The 15,633-nt window shown below is 59.7% G+C and carries 13 protein-coding genes; 8 read left to right on the top strand and 5 right to left on the bottom strand.

Annotated elements, in window-relative coordinates:
• Positions 1-6 precede the first annotated feature (6 nt).
• The gene (locus ASD83_RS13450; protein ID WP_056311654.1) at positions 7-1,773 is read left to right on the top strand and encodes an SLC13 family permease; all 1,767 of its coding nucleotides are present in this window, start codon (positions 7-9) and stop codon (positions 1,771-1,773) included.
• Between the two features lie 169 nt (positions 1,774-1,942).
• Here ASD83_RS13450 and treZ read toward each other — a convergent pair whose 3' ends face one another.
• The 4 genes from treZ to ASD83_RS13430 all read right to left on the bottom strand — a co-directional run bounded on the left by treZ (position 1,943) and on the right by ASD83_RS13430 (position 4,797).
• Positions 1,943-3,805 (bottom strand): malto-oligosyltrehalose trehalohydrolase, encoded by a 1,863-nt coding sequence (gene treZ / locus ASD83_RS13445; protein ID WP_056311652.1) that lies wholly within the window; start codon positions 3,803-3,805, stop codon positions 1,943-1,945.
• Positions 3,806-3,970 carry a DUF2934 domain-containing protein gene (locus tag ASD83_RS21560; protein WP_413813501.1) on the bottom strand — a complete coding sequence of 55 codons (165 nt, stop codon included), beginning with the start codon at positions 3,968-3,970 and terminating at the stop codon, positions 3,806-3,808.
• A 123-nt stretch (positions 3,971-4,093) separates the two neighbouring features.
• Positions 4,094-4,477, bottom strand: a complete 384-nt coding sequence (locus ASD83_RS13435) for an antibiotic biosynthesis monooxygenase family protein (protein WP_056311648.1) — start codon at positions 4,475-4,477, stop codon at positions 4,094-4,096.
• Positions 4,474-4,797 carry an NIPSNAP family protein gene (locus ASD83_RS13430; RefSeq protein ID WP_056311646.1) on the bottom strand — a complete coding sequence of 108 codons (324 nt, stop codon included), beginning with the start codon at positions 4,795-4,797 and terminating at the stop codon, positions 4,474-4,476. The genes ASD83_RS13435 and ASD83_RS13430 overlap by 4 nt, the downstream gene beginning before the upstream one ends.
• A gap of 72 nt (positions 4,798-4,869) precedes the next feature.
• Here ASD83_RS13430 and ASD83_RS13425 point away from each other — a divergent pair, with 72 nt between their 5' ends.
• Entirely contained in the window at positions 4,870-5,535 is a 666-nt protein-coding gene (locus ASD83_RS13425; protein WP_056311644.1) for an ArsR/SmtB family transcription factor, read from the top strand.
• A 168-nt stretch (positions 5,536-5,703) separates the two neighbouring features.
• Here ASD83_RS13425 and ASD83_RS13420 read toward each other — a convergent pair whose 3' ends face one another.
• On the bottom strand, positions 5,704-6,762 hold the full coding sequence (locus ASD83_RS13420; RefSeq protein WP_056311643.1) for an ABC transporter ATP-binding protein: 1,059 nt from the start codon (positions 6,760-6,762) through the stop codon (positions 5,704-5,706).
• Positions 6,763-7,139: 377 nt separating this feature from the next.
• Between ASD83_RS13420 and ASD83_RS13415 the strand changes: the two genes are divergently transcribed.
• The 6 genes from ASD83_RS13415 to ASD83_RS13390 all read left to right on the top strand — a co-directional run bounded on the left by ASD83_RS13415 (position 7,140) and on the right by ASD83_RS13390 (position 15,628).
• Complete coding sequence (locus tag ASD83_RS13415; protein WP_056311640.1) at positions 7,140-8,537, top strand: ABC transporter substrate-binding protein; 1,398 nt, start codon at positions 7,140-7,142, stop codon at positions 8,535-8,537.
• 116 nt (positions 8,538-8,653) lie between these two features.
• Complete coding sequence (locus ASD83_RS13410; RefSeq protein WP_056311638.1) at positions 8,654-10,615, top strand: ABC transporter permease subunit; 1,962 nt, start codon at positions 8,654-8,656, stop codon at positions 10,613-10,615.
• A gap of 83 nt (positions 10,616-10,698) precedes the next feature.
• Positions 10,699-11,364, top strand: coding sequence for a FadR/GntR family transcriptional regulator (locus ASD83_RS13405; protein ID WP_056311637.1), 666 nt, complete (start codon positions 10,699-10,701; stop codon positions 11,362-11,364).
• A 36-nt stretch (positions 11,365-11,400) separates the two neighbouring features.
• Entirely contained in the window at positions 11,401-12,558 is a 1,158-nt protein-coding gene (locus ASD83_RS13400; RefSeq protein ID WP_082561175.1) for a mandelate racemase/muconate lactonizing enzyme family protein, read from the top strand.
• 509 nt (positions 12,559-13,067) lie between these two features.
• Positions 13,068-14,417, top strand: coding sequence for an efflux transporter outer membrane subunit (locus ASD83_RS13395; RefSeq protein WP_162249166.1), 1,350 nt, complete (start codon positions 13,068-13,070; stop codon positions 14,415-14,417).
• A gap of 29 nt (positions 14,418-14,446) precedes the next feature.
• Complete coding sequence (locus ASD83_RS13390; protein WP_082561174.1) at positions 14,447-15,628, top strand: efflux RND transporter periplasmic adaptor subunit; 1,182 nt, start codon at positions 14,447-14,449, stop codon at positions 15,626-15,628.
• Positions 15,629-15,633 lie beyond the last annotated feature (5 nt).

The following is a 15,633-nucleotide window of genomic DNA, read 5'->3' as shown; positions in this document are numbered from 1 at the left end:
ACATTGATGACCACCCAACAGATTCTCGCCTTCGGCATCATCTTTTTTATGATGGTCGCATTTGTTTGGGGAAGGTGGCGGTACGATCTTGTCGCCGTTGGGGCGCTGCTTGCGGCCGTCGCGGTTGGCATCGTGGCGCCTGAGGACGCGTTCTCAGGCCTTTCAGACGACATCGTCGTTATCGTCGGAAGCGCTCTTGTCGTCAGCGCGGCGGTGGCACGGTCTGGTGTCATGGAAGTCGCAGTGCGGCGTCTCGCCCCGAACCTGCGAACGCCTCGGTCACAGCTCATTATTCTGGTGCTAACCGTCACGCTCCTCTCGGCGTTCATCAAGAATATCGGCGCCTTGGCGATCATGATGCCGATTGCGTTCCAGATGGCCAGGAAATCGGGTGTCTCTCCCTCGCTCTTTCTTATGCCGATGTCCTTCGGAGCACTTCTCGGTGGCCTGATGACCCAGATCGGCACGTCGCCGAACGTTATTGTGTCTCGGGTACGAGAGGACCTGACGGGCACACCCTTTACGATGTTCGACTTCACGCCGGTCGGCGCCTCGCTGGCCTTGGTGGGCGTCGTTTTCCTCGCTCTTTGCTATCGCCTGCTCCCCGAACGGGCACAGGCGAAAAGCTCGCTCGACCAAGCAATAGCGATCAAGAATTACACCACCGAGGTTCGCGTACCCGCTGACTCGCCGAGCGTGGGGGAGACGGTGGGGTCAGTGCAGCGGCTTGGCGGCGGCCAGGCGATGATCACGGGTATCATCGCGCCAAACGGCAAGCGGCGTCTCCCGCTACCGGACTCGATGATACAGGCCGGCGAGCTGTTGATTGTAGAAGGCGAACCCGAGGCCCTCGACAGGATCGTGTCGCAGGGAAAGCTCGCCTTCTCGGAAAGAAGGGATCAAGCGGCTTCGTCCATGGAGCTTGGCGTCGTGGAAGCTGTCGTTGGGGACAGTTCCTCCCTCGTCGGCCGTACAGCGCGGGAGCTCGCGCTTTTTGACGCCGCAGGACTGAACTTGCTCGCCGTAAGCCGACGGGATAAGCGCTTTACCGAGCGTCTGGGAGAAATCCGGTTCCGGATTGGCGATATCATCGTTCTTCAAGGCGATCTCGATGTTCTTCCCGAACGACTTCGCGAATGGGATTGCCTCCCGCTTGTTGAACGCAATCTCACTATTGGCAGCATTCGCAACGGGATCATCCCGGTGCTTATCCTTATTCTGGCGATGGGCAGCACCGCTCTGGGTGTGGTGTCAGTGCCGATCGCCTTCTTCGCCGCTGCAGTGCTCATGGTCGCGACCCGCACTGTGCCGCTCCGCGACGTCTATTCGCATATCGACGCGCCCATTCTTATAATGCTGGCCGCTCTCATTCCGGTGAGTGACTCGCTACGAACAACAGGTGCAACGGATGTGATCGCCAACTGGCTGTCGGCCACGGCATCCGTCTTGCCAGCTTATGGCGCACTCGCGCTCATTCTGGTGGCCGCTATGGCCGTGACCCCATTTCTCAACAATGCCGCTACGGTGCTCGTCATGGCGCCGATCGCCGCAACGTTTGCCACCGATCTCGGCTACCAGCCCGAGGCTTTCCTGATGGCCGTTGCGATCGGGGCAGGATCGGACTTCCTCACGCCCATCGGCCATCAATGCAATACCCTGGTCATGGGGCCTGGAGGCTATCGCTTCGGCGACTACTGGCGGCTGGGCCTGCCGCTTTCATTGCTCGTTGTCCTGGTCGCGGTGCCGATGCTGATGCTGGTGTGGTCGGTTTAGCGCCGTCCCGCATTGATCATGATGCCCATTCGGAAGCTCAAAATGGTTTCTTTCGGCCATCTCGTTTGCCGACGACACGCTGTTGGCAAGCCTTCAAGGCTTTACCACCACGGCTAAAAGGCCAAGGACAAGACACAGATCGTAAGAAGTGATCGCTGCGGGCGCGGGGTCACGATCGGTTTTGGACTTTAAGCAGGATGGCCGTATCCGACGGCAAGATCGAAAATCGATCGGTGTCAAAAGGCCGGCGCCCTGCTCCTCCATAGTCTGGACGTTCGCTGGACCATTGCAGAGCCCATTTCCGCTGATGTGGTGGTGCCAGCAGCGGCTCGGCAACGACGCCGATGTTGAGGTCGCGGCCTAAATTGAGCAGCAAGAGCTTCTGATCGTCCGTGCGCTCCGTGAGGTACCGGATCAGCAGCGCACCCTCGCCAATTACGGCACCATCAATTCTGCGGCGATAGCGCTGCGAGAATGCCGGGTCCCGGCGACGAAGCGCAATGAGGTCACGGTGGAGCGGGAGGATGGGAGCATGCCGCTCGGCCTCTTGCCAGTCGAGTTTGCTGGCGAGGAAGGTCTCGACCGCCGAGGGGTCTGAAAGTTGCTCGATCATCGCCGGATCGGCAACACTGGGAAAATTGCGGAGGGTTTTGCGGCGTCCATCGGCAACTGCCTGGGCCGCCTCGCCTTCCACCCCGAGAAAATAGAGAAATGGCTTGCTCGAACCAAATTCCTGCCCCTGGAACAGGCACGGGGTCTGCGGACCGAGCAATAGGAGGGCAGTTACGGCCCTTATTCGCTGCGGCGTTACCAATCCGGACAGTCGCAGGCCCTGGGCGGAATTGGCGACTTGATCGTGGTTCTCGAGAAAATGCACGAAACGGTCCGGCGGCGTGTCGAGATTAGCGGTGCCATAGGGGATGTCGCGCATGTCCGACCTCTGCCCCTGATAGAGGTATCCGTGCTTGAGGGCGGAGATGAGTTCTTGCGGCGTGCCCAGGTAATCCCGATAGTAAAAGTCGTTGTGGCCCGTCAGTGCAACGCGTGCGGCATGCTGGAAGTCGTCACTGACGAGTGCGTCAAGTCCATGGCCTCCCAGCGCTGGTTGCTCGACCAGACGCCGGTCTTGGGTATGATTTTCAGCAATTATGTAGATCGAGCGATCGCCCGCTGCGGCCTTTGCTGCAGACGCGATGTCGGTGATGATGTGCCGCTCGCTATCATCGATGAGCGCCTGCGTGGCATCGAGCCGAAATCCATCGACATGAAAATCCCGCACCCAATAGGCGGCGTTGCCGGTGACGAAGTCCCGAACCGGGCCTGAGTGCGGCCCATCGAAATTGAAGCTTTGGCCCCATTCGGTCTCGTGCTTGTCGGTAAAATAATGCGGGCTATAGGCGTCAAAATATCCGCCCATCCCGACGTGATTATAAACGACGTCAAGAATGACCCCCATGCCGAGGGCATGGGCGTGATCAACGAAGTGCCGCATTTGGGCTGGCGTGCCGTATGCCGCGAAAGGCGCATAGGGCAAGGTCGTATCGTAGCCCCAGCCGAAAGTGCCTTCGAATGTGCCAACCGGCATGAGCTGAATGATAGAGATGCCGATATCCTGCAAGTGCTGGAGCCGCCTTTGAGCGGCCGGCCAGGTGCCCTCAGTTGTGAAGCTGCCAATGTGCAACTCGTAGATGACATGGTCGAAGTGACCTGGACCCGGCCAGTCGCGGTCGTGCCAGTCAAAGGCACTCGATTGCACGACTGACCACCCGCTATTGCCCTCCGGCTGGGCGCGTGAGGCGGGATCGGGCATGAGTGGGCCGTCATCAATGCTGAAGCGGTAACGAGCTCCTTCCTTCAGCCCTTCAAAGAAAATCTCGAAATAACCATCATCGCACGCTGCCATATCCAAAGCCGCGTCGCCGTTGATCGATATGGAAACCCTCACATGGCCCTCGGCCCAGACGCGAAACAGCGTACCCTCATCACTGACAATGGCACCGGGCGTGCGGCGTATTGAGGCCGCTGGTATCATCTAGCTTGGCAGTCCATCGCCTTGCGCCGTGTTTCCCACAGCGCTGCGGTCCCGCAGCAATGTCTCGAGGGCCCGAAACCAGTAGTCGGTCTCCCGTCCGATGGGACGGCCATCATTCTCCCACAGATGATACGCCGCTTGCCGGACCTTTTGCTCGAAGTCCATATCAACGAATTTATCCGTGTTCTCGTACACTGCAAAACCCTCCTGGAAGACGGGTAACGCTACAAGGTCCAATGTCGCTCCGCGAGAGGCGCTGTTTTCCGTGATGTTCCGAACTGCCTTTTCTCAGCGATGAAGGCTCCTCCGCGGAGCATGGTCCGGAGCCTCGTTGTGGATCGCGCGGCTATCGACTGGAGCCTGATGCCGGGAGTTCATGCTGTAGTCCCGCGTCACTGCCGCGATGCGTAAATGATAGTCGACAAAGACGTGATCGCGGCCAGCGGCCTGCACACGCCGATGTTCAGGCAGGTTGCGCCAAGCGGCAACCGCGGTTTCGTCACGCCAGAAGGACAGTGACAGGACTTTGCCGGAGTTTGTCAGGCTCTGGAAGCGCTCAATGGAGGTGAAACCATCGAGGTTCACAAGCAGCGGTCGCAGCTCTGTAGCCAGATCGAGATATTCCGCTTGCGCCTCCCCGGGAACCCAAGCCTCGAATATGACGGCAATCATGACCGAACCCCGTGCGGGGCCGAGGCCAGCTTGACGAAAAGACGACTTTCACGACGGATAAAGCGCTCGTTTCGGGCGAATTCATAGTTATCGCGCCCCAGGGGGTCGGCCGCCAGCCGAGCTCGGTAGGCTTCATAATCGGCCAGTGACGGCAGGGAATAGATCCCATAGGCGGTAGAGGTCGATCCTTCATGCGGGGCGAAGTAGCCGATCAGGTCGGCTCCGCAGCGCGGGCTGCATTCCCCCCAATTGCGGGCATATTGCTCAAACAGGTCTCGCCGGTTCGGGTCGATGTCATAAGTGATAACGCAGGTAATCATATTTGCGGCCTTTCTTGCTGGCCCCTGACTTAGGTGATTTGCAAAGGCGAATGGTTCGACTAACGTCGAACTATGAGAGAAGGTCCCGATATCGCCCGCATCGCTGCCCTTGTCGCCGATCCTGTCCGCAGCACCATGCTAGTCGCGCTGATGGACGGCCGGGCCTTGACCGCGACAGAGTTGGCCGGGCTCGGCGGCATCACCAAGCAGACCGCCAGCAGTCACCTTGCAAAGCTGGTGGGTGGCGAGGTGCTGATCGTTGAGGCCCAGGGGCGTCACCGTTATTTTCGTCTTGCTGGTTCCCATGTCGCCAGTCTGCTTGAGGCCTTGATGGTCTTTTCCAGCGATGCAGTACCCCCTTTGCGCACAGGGCCGCGTGATCCGGCGCTGCGCAAAGCCCGCGTCTGCTACGATCATCTGGCGGGTGAGATGGGGGTCAGGCTCTTCGAGCGGATGCAGGGCAACCGCTGGCTGCATGACGATCTGACCGTCACGGAGTTGGGTCTCGATAAGCTCTCGGAAATCGGTGTGGTACCGGCAGATTTACCATCCAGCAACCGGCCGCTCTGTCGCTCCTGCCTCGATTGGAGCCAGAGGCGCCAGCATCTGGCCGGGCGTTTGGGCCAAGCGATACTGGGGCGCCTGCTGATGTTGTCCTGGGCGCGGCGGTTACCGGGGTCACGCGTCATCGCCTTTGGTCAAGAAGGCGAACGGCGTTTCAGTGAGTGGCTGGGCTAGTCGCGGCGGGGTTTGTCGTCCCTAGCTGCCGCCGGGTACTGATCGAGGGAGTCAGCAGTCCGTCCGCTTTTATTCACGGTATAATGGAAACAGCCATTCGGCGTATGGCGCTGCCTGTTGCTCATTGGGGGGCGATAGTTGCGCTGCCTAATGCGGGCGGGTTCGGCGTCATCGCGAAATGCGGTTGCCCGTTTTTGGGTCAAACATGTGCAGCCGCTCGCCGTCGAAAGAGATCCCAATCGTTTCGCCTGGGCCTGCACTGATCCGCTCGCGGAACACCCCGATGAGATCGCGATCTCCGAGGCGAAGGGTGACGAGGGTTTCTGAACCTGTCGGTTCGACGATGATGATTTCGGCCTGCGTGCCATTGGGATCAATACGCAGATGTTCGGGGCGAATGCCGAGGGTTACCGCGCCCGAAGCGATGCTGGTTGGCGCAGCACCGAGGTCGATCCTGGTACCATCGGCAAAGCTGAATACCGAACCATTGATTTCGCCCTCGACGATGTTCATCGCAGGCGAGCCGATAAAGCCGGCGACGAAGAGGTTGCGCGGCGCGTCATAGAGTTCGAGCGGCGTGCCGATCTGTTCGATATGGCCCGAATGCATGACGACGATGCGGTCGGCCATGGTCATGGCCTCGATCTGGTCATGCGTCACATAGACCGTGGTTGTCTTGAGCCGCTGGTGGTTGAGCTTGATCTCGCTGCGCATCTGCACACGCAACTTGGCGTCGAGATTGCTGAGTGGTTCGTCGAACAAGAAAAGCTGCGGATTGCGCACGATGGCGCGGCCCATGGCGACACGCTGCCTTTGTCCACCAGACAGGTGTCGTGGATGGCGCTGCAGATAGGGCTCGAGGCCCAGAATGGTCGCGGCGCTCGCCACACGCTTCTTGATTTCGTCCCGCGAAACCCGTCCGAGCTTGAGCGAAAACGCCATATTTTCTTCGACGGTCATATGCGGATAGAGCGCATAGGACTGGAAGACCATGGCGATGTCGCGGTCTTTCGGGGCGAGGTCGTTGACCACGGTGCCGCCGATTTCGATTTCGCCGCCGGTGATCTCCTCGAGCCCGGCAATCATGCGCAACAGGGTTGATTTTCCGCAGCCAGAGGGTCCGACCAGGATGACGAATTCGCCGTCCTCGATTTCGGCCGACACGCCGTGCAGCACCTCCATATTGCCATAGCTTTTGCGAACGTCGCGGATCGTTACAGCGCCCATCTCTTCCTCCAGATCGATGGTCTCACAGGGCCGGCTCGCAGGCTGGTTAGCGCAAGCCGACGCGGAGGCAGTGGTGCCAAAAGCAGCTTCGCCCTCCTCGACGAAACGCTGCCAGCCTGCCGCTGCCTAATTCATGTCTAAAACCAAAGCCGCCCCAGCATCAAGTCTTTTGTAGGACAAAAGGTTGACTTCTATCGATTTTGAGTCTTACTTTTGTGCTATTCGCCGCCATTGATGGGACAAAAGCCCACAGTTGGAGGTGAGGTGGATGGAGCGGGAGAGGCTCTGTCTGAGGAGGAAGAGCGGTTCGCGAAACAATTTGACCCCGTGAAAGGGGATCGCAGGCGCTCGGGCATGTTCCAGAGGAGAAGGGACACATGACGTCGAATAAGTTCAATCGCCGTGATCTGATCAAACGCGGCGGCGCTGCCGGCATCGGCATCTGGGCGGCAAGTCACGGCCTGCCAGTTTTCGCGCAGGATAAGCCCGAAGAGGATCTGCCCGAAGGCGCTGCGGGCAAGCTGACGGTCATCCACCGCACCGAATATTTCGAAGCGGCGCAAAATCTTTTCCGCGATACGGTGACCAAGTTCGCTGCCGCCAATAATGCACAGCTCGATATCTCGACCACCAACCCGGAATCCTTCGGCGACTTCCTCGGCAAGATGTCCGCGGCGGTCCGCGCTGGCAATCCGCCCGATCTCGCCTATACCAGCACCGTATCGATCCCGCAGATGCACCTGCTTGGCCTTCTTGAGGACGTGAACGACGTCGTCGAAGAAGCCATCAAGCGCTATGGCAATGTGATGCGCGGCATCAATGCAGAAACCATCGGCAAGATCGATGGCCGCTGGGTCGCCGTTCCCTATATCGCCAACACCACCGGCGCCTTCTTCCGCAGCGACAAGCTGGCCGAAAAAGGCATCGATCCCACAACGCTCGACACCTGGGAACAACGCCGCGAAGCCGCACTCGCCATCTCTGACCCGGACAACGGCTTTTATGGCTGGGGTCTTACGGTCAACCAATCCGGCGACGGCTGGGGCGTGGCGTCGGCCATTCTCAATGCCTTCGGCGGACACTTTACCGACGAGACCGGCACCAAGGTCGAGTTCGACTCGCTCGAAACCATCGCGGCCTATGAATTCATTCGCGAGACCTATGACCGCAACGGCAAATATGCCGCCATGCTGCCGCCGGGTGTCGAAAGCTGGGGCGATATTTCCAACAACGAAGCCTGGCTCGCCGGCAGCGTTGGTTATACGCACAACGCCTTCTCGCTCTATGCGGCTGCCAAGCGCGACAATAATCCGGTCTTCCCCAACACCGTGCTGCTGCCACAGCCGCGCGCCAATAATGGAGACCACCGCAATGGTGGCGCGGTCGGCGGCTGGCTCACCATTTTCAAGGGTGCGCCCAATGCCGAGCTTGCCAAGGAACTCGCGCTTGAACTGCTCGATCCAGCAAATTTCACGCCGATCTCTTCCGTGGCCGGCGGTCTCTTCATGCCGGCCTACGAAAATCTCTGGACAGATGAGCTGATCGCGGCAGATCCGAACTATTCGATCATCAAGGAACAGGTCGATATCGAAGATCCGTTCATCGGCCCCTCCTGGCCGGCCAAGCCTGCTGCCCAGATCGACGCCATCCGCGCGCAGGGCGTGCTCGAACAGTCCATGGGCAATGTCATTTCCGGCCGCATGAGCTCGGAAGAGGCCGTCAAGGACGCGCACAACAAGATCGTCCAGATCTTCGAAGAAGGCGGCATCATGTAATGCCCCTGGCGGCGGGTGCCTTCGGGTGGCCCGTCGCCGCAGTTCACACACACATGAACTTTTCGGCTTCGGCCGGCGCTCCGGGATGAGGGCGCCAGACCCGATGGAGACTTTGCATGGACGATCGGATGAGCCTGACCATGGCGCCTGCTATGCGCAAACCTGGCAGAAAGAAGCGCCTCGAGAACTTCTTCGGGACCGATTGGAAGGTCGGCTATCTCTTCGTTCTGCCCATGGTGCTCATCATGGCTTTGCTGATCTTCTGGCCCTTCGTCAGCGCCATCTTCATCAGCACCACCTCGCTCAATTACCTCACGGGTGAAACCACCAATGTGGGTCTGCGGAATTACGAACGCCTGTGGACCAGCAGCGATTTCCTGCAGGCCATGCAGAACACCATCCAGTTCACCTTCTGGTCGCTGAGCCTCAAATTCGTCATCGGCATGACCGTGGCGCTGATCCTCAATAGCCGTCTGCCCTATCGCAGCATCCTGAGCGGGATCATGCTCCTGCCCTGGATCGTGCCCGAGATCGTCACGGCGCTCGCCTGGAAGAGCATTTACGATCCGCTCTTTGGCGGCCTCAACCCGATCCTCCAGGGTGTCGGCGTAATCGATCGCCCGCTCGGCTGGCTGTCCGACCCCAACATGGCCATGGGCAGCGTCATTTCAGTCAATGTCTGGAAGGGCATCCCGTTCTTCGTGCTCCTGCTGCTCGCGGGGCTCAAGGCCGTCGACAAGGAACAGATCGAAGCCGCGCAGGTCGATGGTGCCAATGCCGTGCAACGCTTCCGCAACGTCACGTTGCCCAGCCTGCGCTACGTCATTGTCGTGACGCTCCTGCTCTCGTTCATTTCGACTTTCAACCAGTTCGGCCTGCCTTTCCTGATGACCGGCGGCGGACCGAGCGGGGCAACCAAGCTCTATTCCATCCTCGCCTATGAAAAGGCGCTGGGCTCGTTGCAATATGGCCCCGGCATCGCGATCGCCTTCAGCGTTGCGCCCTTGATGGCCATTCTGATCTGGCTTTTGGCCCGCTTCATGCGTCAGGACGACAAGCGCGACAACACCACCGATCGAGCCCCGAGTTTTGCCGATCGCCTGCTTTCTGGCTCGACCTGGCTCGTCAACATCATCATCGATCTGATCTTCCTGCCAATCCAGCTGATCTTTGCGGGGCTTGAATGGATCGTCCAACGCGTTCGTGTCGCGACCGGCCGCAAGCCCACCCAGCCGATCCTGCGCCATGCGGCGCGATCCAATGCCGGGCCATTCGCGCGCTTCCTCGTGCTGGTGCCCTTCCTCGCTTTCGTGATCTTCCCCTTCTACTGGATCATCACGACCTCGCTCAAATCGACGCCGCAGATCAGCGAACGCCGCTCGATCTTCTGGCCCGATCCGCCGACGCTTGATCAGTACACCTCGCTCTTGCAGGACACGCCGTTCCTGACCTGGCTTTTCAATTCGGCTTTTGTTGCCGCGCTCAGCACGCTCGTTTCGGTGGCCCTCGCTTCGCTCGCGGCCTATGCCCTGTCGCGTCTACGCTTCCGCGGCGCCGGAGTGCTGACGACGCTTCTGCTGATCACCTATCTGCTACCTGGCACGCTGCTGTTCATTCCGCTCTACCAGACGCTCACCAATCTTGGCGTGATCAACAGCCATATCGCGCTCATCATCACCTACCCGACTTTCCTTCTGCCCTTCGCCACCTGGGTCCTGATGGGTTACTTCCGCTCCATTCCCGTTGAACTCGAAGAAGCGGCGCGTATTGACGGGGCAAGCCGGCTCTATATCTTCTGGAAAATCACCCTGCCGCTGGCCGCCCCTGCCATCCTGTCAGTCACCCTTTTCGCCTTTACCAATGCCTGGAACGAGTTTCTCTTTGCCTTCGTGTTCATCACCAGTGAATCCCTGCGTACGCTACCGATTGGTCTCCAATCGCTTGTGGTCGGCGACATCCTACCTTGGGGCAAGCTGATGGCGGCTTCGCTTCTAACAGCCGTTCCGGTGGCGATCCTTTACGTCTATGCCCAGCGCTTCCTCTCCGAAGGCCTTACCGTCGGGGCCGTCAAGGGATGAACGATGTTCCGCGCGCGGGAGGAGGAGGCAAGGCGCCCAACCCAGCGGTTGTGCGCAGCTCCATCCCTTCCGCGGTGGATGCCATGGTGCTCAAAATCCGCGGTCTCATAGCCGATGGCGGGCTCGGTGTCGGCGATAGCCTGCCCACCGAGCGCGAACTCTGCGAGCGGTTCCAGGCGAGCCGCAACACGGTGCGCGAAGCCATGCGCATCCTCAAAGCCTATGGCGTCGTGTCGGTGCGACCCAAGGTCGGCGCGACCATTATCGATGATCGGATGGAGCGGGCGCTCGATCTCTTCTCTTTCAACACGCTCGACATCTCGCGCCGCGCCTTCAACGACATCCAGGGCTTTCGCCGGCTCATCGAAGTCGGCTCGGTTGATACGATCTTCGAGCAGATGCGCCCTGCCGATATCGAGGAAATGCGCCGCATCAACGAGCTCCTGCGCAATTCGACCTCGATCGTTGAAGCTTCGGAAATGGATTTCCGTTTCCACCTGCGCATCGTCTCCATTCTGGACAATCGCGCCGTGCGCGACGTCTACGGTATCATGAAGCCGGTGATCATCCGCATCATGGAACGCGCCAAGGAACTGCATAATTTTACCGGCGAGACCTTTGAGCAGCATGCTGCCGTTGTTGACGCCTTGGAGCAGCGGGACCGCATTCGCTACCAATATGCGCTGCAGTCCCATCTCAATATCGGCATCGCGGCCTTCGAAGATCTGACGGAGGAAGGACTGCCTTAGCAGGGCACAAGCGACATCGCCGGGAGGGGAACCACAGTGAAAATTACGTCAGTCAAGACGGCCGCCACGATCGGGCATTGCATGCATCTATGGGTGCGCATCGAGACCGATGTCGGTTTTACGGGGCTCGGCGAATGCGTGCATGGCGGCCATCAGGCCATTGCCATCATCGAAAAGGAGCTGGCCGAAAAGCTGATCGGACGCGATCCCTTCGCCATCGACGCAATATTTGAAGACATCCGCCGCAGCCTCGTTTTCGAGGGCGGGTTCGCTGGCGCGTTGATCACGGCGCTGACCGGCGTCGAAATCGCTCTCTGGGATCTCAAGGGCAAGGCGCTAAAAGTGCCGATTTATGAACTGATGGGCGGCAAATTCCGCGACGACATCCGCGTCTATTGCGATTGCGAAGTCTCCCCCGGGATGAATATGGGCGAGGTCCAGCGCGAGGTAGACCAGGTGCTCGAAGCCGGCTTCAAGGCGCTCAAGGTCGATCTCGACATTCGCGCCTATGGCCATACCGGCAGCGAGACCGGCTGGTACATCAAGGACAAGTTCAACATGACTCCCAACAAGTGGGAGCATGACCGCATGGTCCAGCTTGCCGAAATGGTGGTCGAGGCGGCTGGCAAAGAGGTTGAAGTGGCCTGCGATCTCCACACTCGTCTCGACAAACACAGCGCCATTCGCCTCGCGCGCGATCTCGAACATCTTCAACTGATGTGGCTGGAAGAACCGATCCCGCCCGAAAATATAGACGTCATGGCCGAGATCACCCGCAGCACGTCAACGCCGATCTGTGCCGGCGAAAATCTCTATCTGCGCCATGGGTTCCGCAAGCTGCTGGAGCAGCAGGCTGTCGATATCATCATGCCCGATATCCCCAAATGCGGCGGGCTTTCGGAATGCCGCAAGATTGCGGAATTGGCGGACCTGCATTCGATCCCCTTCGCCCCGCACAATGTCTCCTCGCCCATCGGCACCATGGCGTCGGCGCATGTCTGCGCCACCATTCCCAACTTTTTGATCCTCGAATACCATTGGTTCCACCGGGACTATTGGTCGACCATTACCGATGGCGGCGACATCATCAAGAATGGCAAGATCGCTCTCAGCGACCGTCCAGGCATAGGGTTGGAACTGAACGAAGAGGTCGCGAAGGCGCATCAATATCCCGGCACGACCTGGTTCGCTTGAAGCAGCTTGTAGTGCATCGTGACCCACTCGTCGGCCGGCGGATCAAGAAGGTGGGATTACCCCTGATATGTAGACGCCTTCCTGCCTGATCTGAGGCACTACCCGATAGGGATCGTCTCCAGGCAACAGAAAGGAACTGTATGATTGTTTTCTCGGACGGATAAGGTTGTTTTGGGATTCAGGGGGCGAAGCCCTGCAACCGCAAAGCTCTTAACTGCGGGCCACAGGGGGCGCGGTGAGGTCCAAGACCGGGGCGTAGCTGAAGTACCGCTTCCGACCCCATTACGACCATTGTCACTCGTTCTGCCGCTGGCCGAAGGCCGCCGTTTAGCTGACAATTCAGGCAAACCATCCTCTCTCCCTTAGATCTGCACGCAATCTGCACCAATCCTCGATGATTGCTCCACATAGACCTGATGACTGACACATGGGCCGGATGCCGGTCGTATTCATGATCGTCTGGTTCAGTGATGTCCTCCTTCCGATTTGCAATTGTTCTGCCTGCCGTTTTGCTGGCCGGCTGTTCGAGCTTGACCACGCAATATGTCCGGCCGGCGCTGCCGAGTGCGCCGCTGTGGATGGACAGCTCGGGCATCTCCAACCCGGTGGCTGCGGTGCAGTGGTGGCGTAGTTTCGGCGACCCGAAACTCGACCAACTCGTCGAGACGGTTCTTGCCAACAATAACGACCTGTTCGCAGCAAATCTGCGTGTGCGCAAAGCCCTGCTGCAGGCGGATATGGCTGGTGTGGCGAAGGTTCCCCAACTCAGTGGAACGGGCAGTGCGCAGAGCACGGTGCCACTGAACGATACAGGCGCAAGCAGCGACAGTTTTAATCTCGGATTGGGGGCCTCTTACGAGATTGACCTTTGGGGCCGATTGGCCAGCGGCCAGGATATGGCGGCGCTGCAGGCAACAGCGTCGGCCGAAGACGTAGAGGCTGCGCGGACGACAGTCATCGCTTCGACCATCGAAACATATTGGCGCCTTGCTTATACGAACCAGGATCTGACTGCAGCGCGCGCCTCGCTTGCAGTGGCGCGCCAGGTCGAGGACCTGATCAAAAGCCAGGCTGTGGCGGGTGCCGCAACCGAACTGGAACTGGCCGAGATGCGCCAGACGGTCGAGAGCCAGGCCGCCTCGCTCTCCGATCTTGAGCAGAACCGCGTGGTGCTTCGTAATGCGCTTGGTGTTTTGCTTAACGGAGTGGCAAATCCTGTTGACGAGCCGCAAAACTTGCCTCGACGCACGCCAGTGCAGATCACGGCTGGTCTGCCGGCCGACCTCCTTGCACGTCGTCCAGACTTGCGAGCGGCTGAATTGCGGCTGCGGGCGGCTTTGCGCAATGTCGACGGCACCAAGGCAAGCCTTTATCCGCAGATCACGCTGACCGGCAATCTCGGCGCGGCCAGCACCGATCTTCTCCAGATTTTGGCCAATCCGATCGCCACATTGGGCGCGGGTCTGGTGCTGCCCTTCCTCAATTTCCGTGATGGCGAATTGCGGGTGAAGGTTTCCGAGGTCGATTATCAACTCGCCGTCACCGAATTCCGCTCTGCGCTTCTGACGGCCTTCAGTGATACAGGCACGGCGCTCAGTGCGCGCACAACCCTCAATCAAAAATCGCATCGATTGAGGGCGGCACTCGAGGCGGCGCAATCGGCAGAAAAACTGACTGAAGAGCGCTATCGCACCGGCTCTGTTGCCCTGCGCATCTGGCTTGATGCGCAGGAGCGAAGCCGGGCGGCAAATCGGGCACTGGCGGCCAATCGGCTCGAGCAGTTGGTCACCGAAGTCCAGATTTTTCGCGTGTTGGGCGGCTCGCCCTCTGTCTCCGCGTCTCTTCCCGCGTCGCGCTGATCTCATCGCCCAGTTATCCGAGAAGCATCATGATTTCTTCGACATTTCGTGTCCTGCCAGCCTTGTTGATTGTGGCTGCCCTGGCCGCTTGCTCGCCTGCCCAACAACAGGCTGCCGTTCCCGAGGCGATAGAAGCGCCGCTCGTTTCGGTGGCTGCACTGCAGGCCAATTCGGTTACTGTCTGGGATGAACTGCCGGCCCGTGTGTCAGCCTTCCGCACAGCCGAGGTTCGCGCTCAGGTCAGTGGGCTTATCGTCAAACGGCTCTTTGACGAGGGAAGCGAAGTCAGGAAGGGACAGCCGCTCTTCGAACTCGATGCCACGAGCTATGCCGCCGATGTGGCGAGCGCGGAAGCCACTTTGCAGAAAGCTCGTGCAGTCTTTGAGCAGACGACTGCAGAGTTCGAGCGCGCGGATGCGCTCAAAGCCAGCAACAATATCAGCGATCAGGCCTATGACCTCGCAAGTTCTCAGCGTGCGCAAGGAGCGGCCGACGTCGCCCAGGCCGAGGCCGCCCTCAAAAAGGCCAAGCTCTCGCTTGACCTTGCAACGATCAAGGCGCCGCTCGATGGACAGATCGGGGCAGCAATGGTGGGTGAAGGTACGCTAGCGGAAGCGACCAGCACGACGAGCCTTGCGACGATCCAGCAGATTGGCAGCGTTCATATCGATATCCGCCAGCCCGCTTCGCGGCTTGAGCATCTGCGCAGTCTGGCCAGAAGCGGCGGGCTCAAGGAAGTGGGCACGATCCCGATCGAAATCCTTGCAGGCGAGGGCGATGATGGCGTCATCGCCGCCAAGGCGCTTTTTTCCGACATCAGCGTCGATGAGGGCACCGGCAATGTCCGGCTACGGGCCGAGGCGGAAAACGCCGATCGCCGCCTCTTGCCTGGAATGTATGTCCGGGCCCGCGTGCCACGCGGCACCTATCCCGACGCCATTAGCGTGCCGCAGCAGTCCCTTGTTCGCGATACCTTGGGCGTGCCCAGCGTCTTCGTTGTCAAAGAGGGCGTTGCAACGCCGACACCCGTGACTTTGGGCGAGCTGGTCGAAGGCCGCTATATCGTGACGGGCGGTCTCAAGGCTGGCGACAGTATCGTGGTCGAGGGCCAGGGCAAGCTGTCTGCCGCAGGGCCTGTACGGACAATTCCCTTCGGCACGCGACCCGATGCTGCATCGGCTTCGTCGGTCGAGCCGGCCGCAACCCACTAAGTTCA

This window comes from Devosia sp. Root685, from assembly GCF_001427875.1.
GTDB lineage: Bacteria > Pseudomonadota > Alphaproteobacteria > Rhizobiales > Devosiaceae > Devosia.
This window is presented reverse-complemented; position numbering and strand designations above follow the sequence as displayed.

Coding starts and splice junctions, on each gene's coding strand:
- ASD83_RS13415 (WP_056311640.1), top strand. CDS start 7,140: ATGACGTCGAATAAGTTCAATCGCCGTGATCTGATCAAACGCGGCGGC.
- ASD83_RS13425 (WP_056311644.1), top strand. CDS start 4,870: ATGAGAGAAGGTCCCGATATCGCCCGCATCGCTGCCCTTGTCGCCGAT.
- ASD83_RS13390 (WP_082561174.1), top strand. CDS start 14,447: ATGATTTCTTCGACATTTCGTGTCCTGCCAGCCTTGTTGATTGTGGCT.
- ASD83_RS13430 (WP_056311646.1), bottom strand. CDS start 4,797: ATGATTACCTGCGTTATCACTTATGACATCGACCCGAACCGGCGAGAC.
- ASD83_RS13420 (WP_056311643.1), bottom strand. CDS start 6,762: ATGGGCGCTGTAACGATCCGCGACGTTCGCAAAAGCTATGGCAATATG.
- ASD83_RS21560 (WP_413813501.1), bottom strand. CDS start 3,970: ATGGACTTCGAGCAAAAGGTCCGGCAAGCGGCGTATCATCTGTGGGAG.
- ASD83_RS13405 (WP_056311637.1), top strand. CDS start 10,699: ATGGTGCTCAAAATCCGCGGTCTCATAGCCGATGGCGGGCTCGGTGTC.
- ASD83_RS13450 (WP_056311654.1), top strand. CDS start 7: ATGACCACCCAACAGATTCTCGCCTTCGGCATCATCTTTTTTATGATG.
- ASD83_RS13410 (WP_056311638.1), top strand. CDS start 8,654: ATGGACGATCGGATGAGCCTGACCATGGCGCCTGCTATGCGCAAACCT.
- treZ (WP_056311652.1), bottom strand. CDS start 3,805: ATGATACCAGCGGCCTCAATACGCCGCACGCCCGGTGCCATTGTCAGT.
- ASD83_RS13435 (WP_056311648.1), bottom strand. CDS start 4,477: ATGATTGCCGTCATATTCGAGGCTTGGGTTCCCGGGGAGGCGCAAGCG.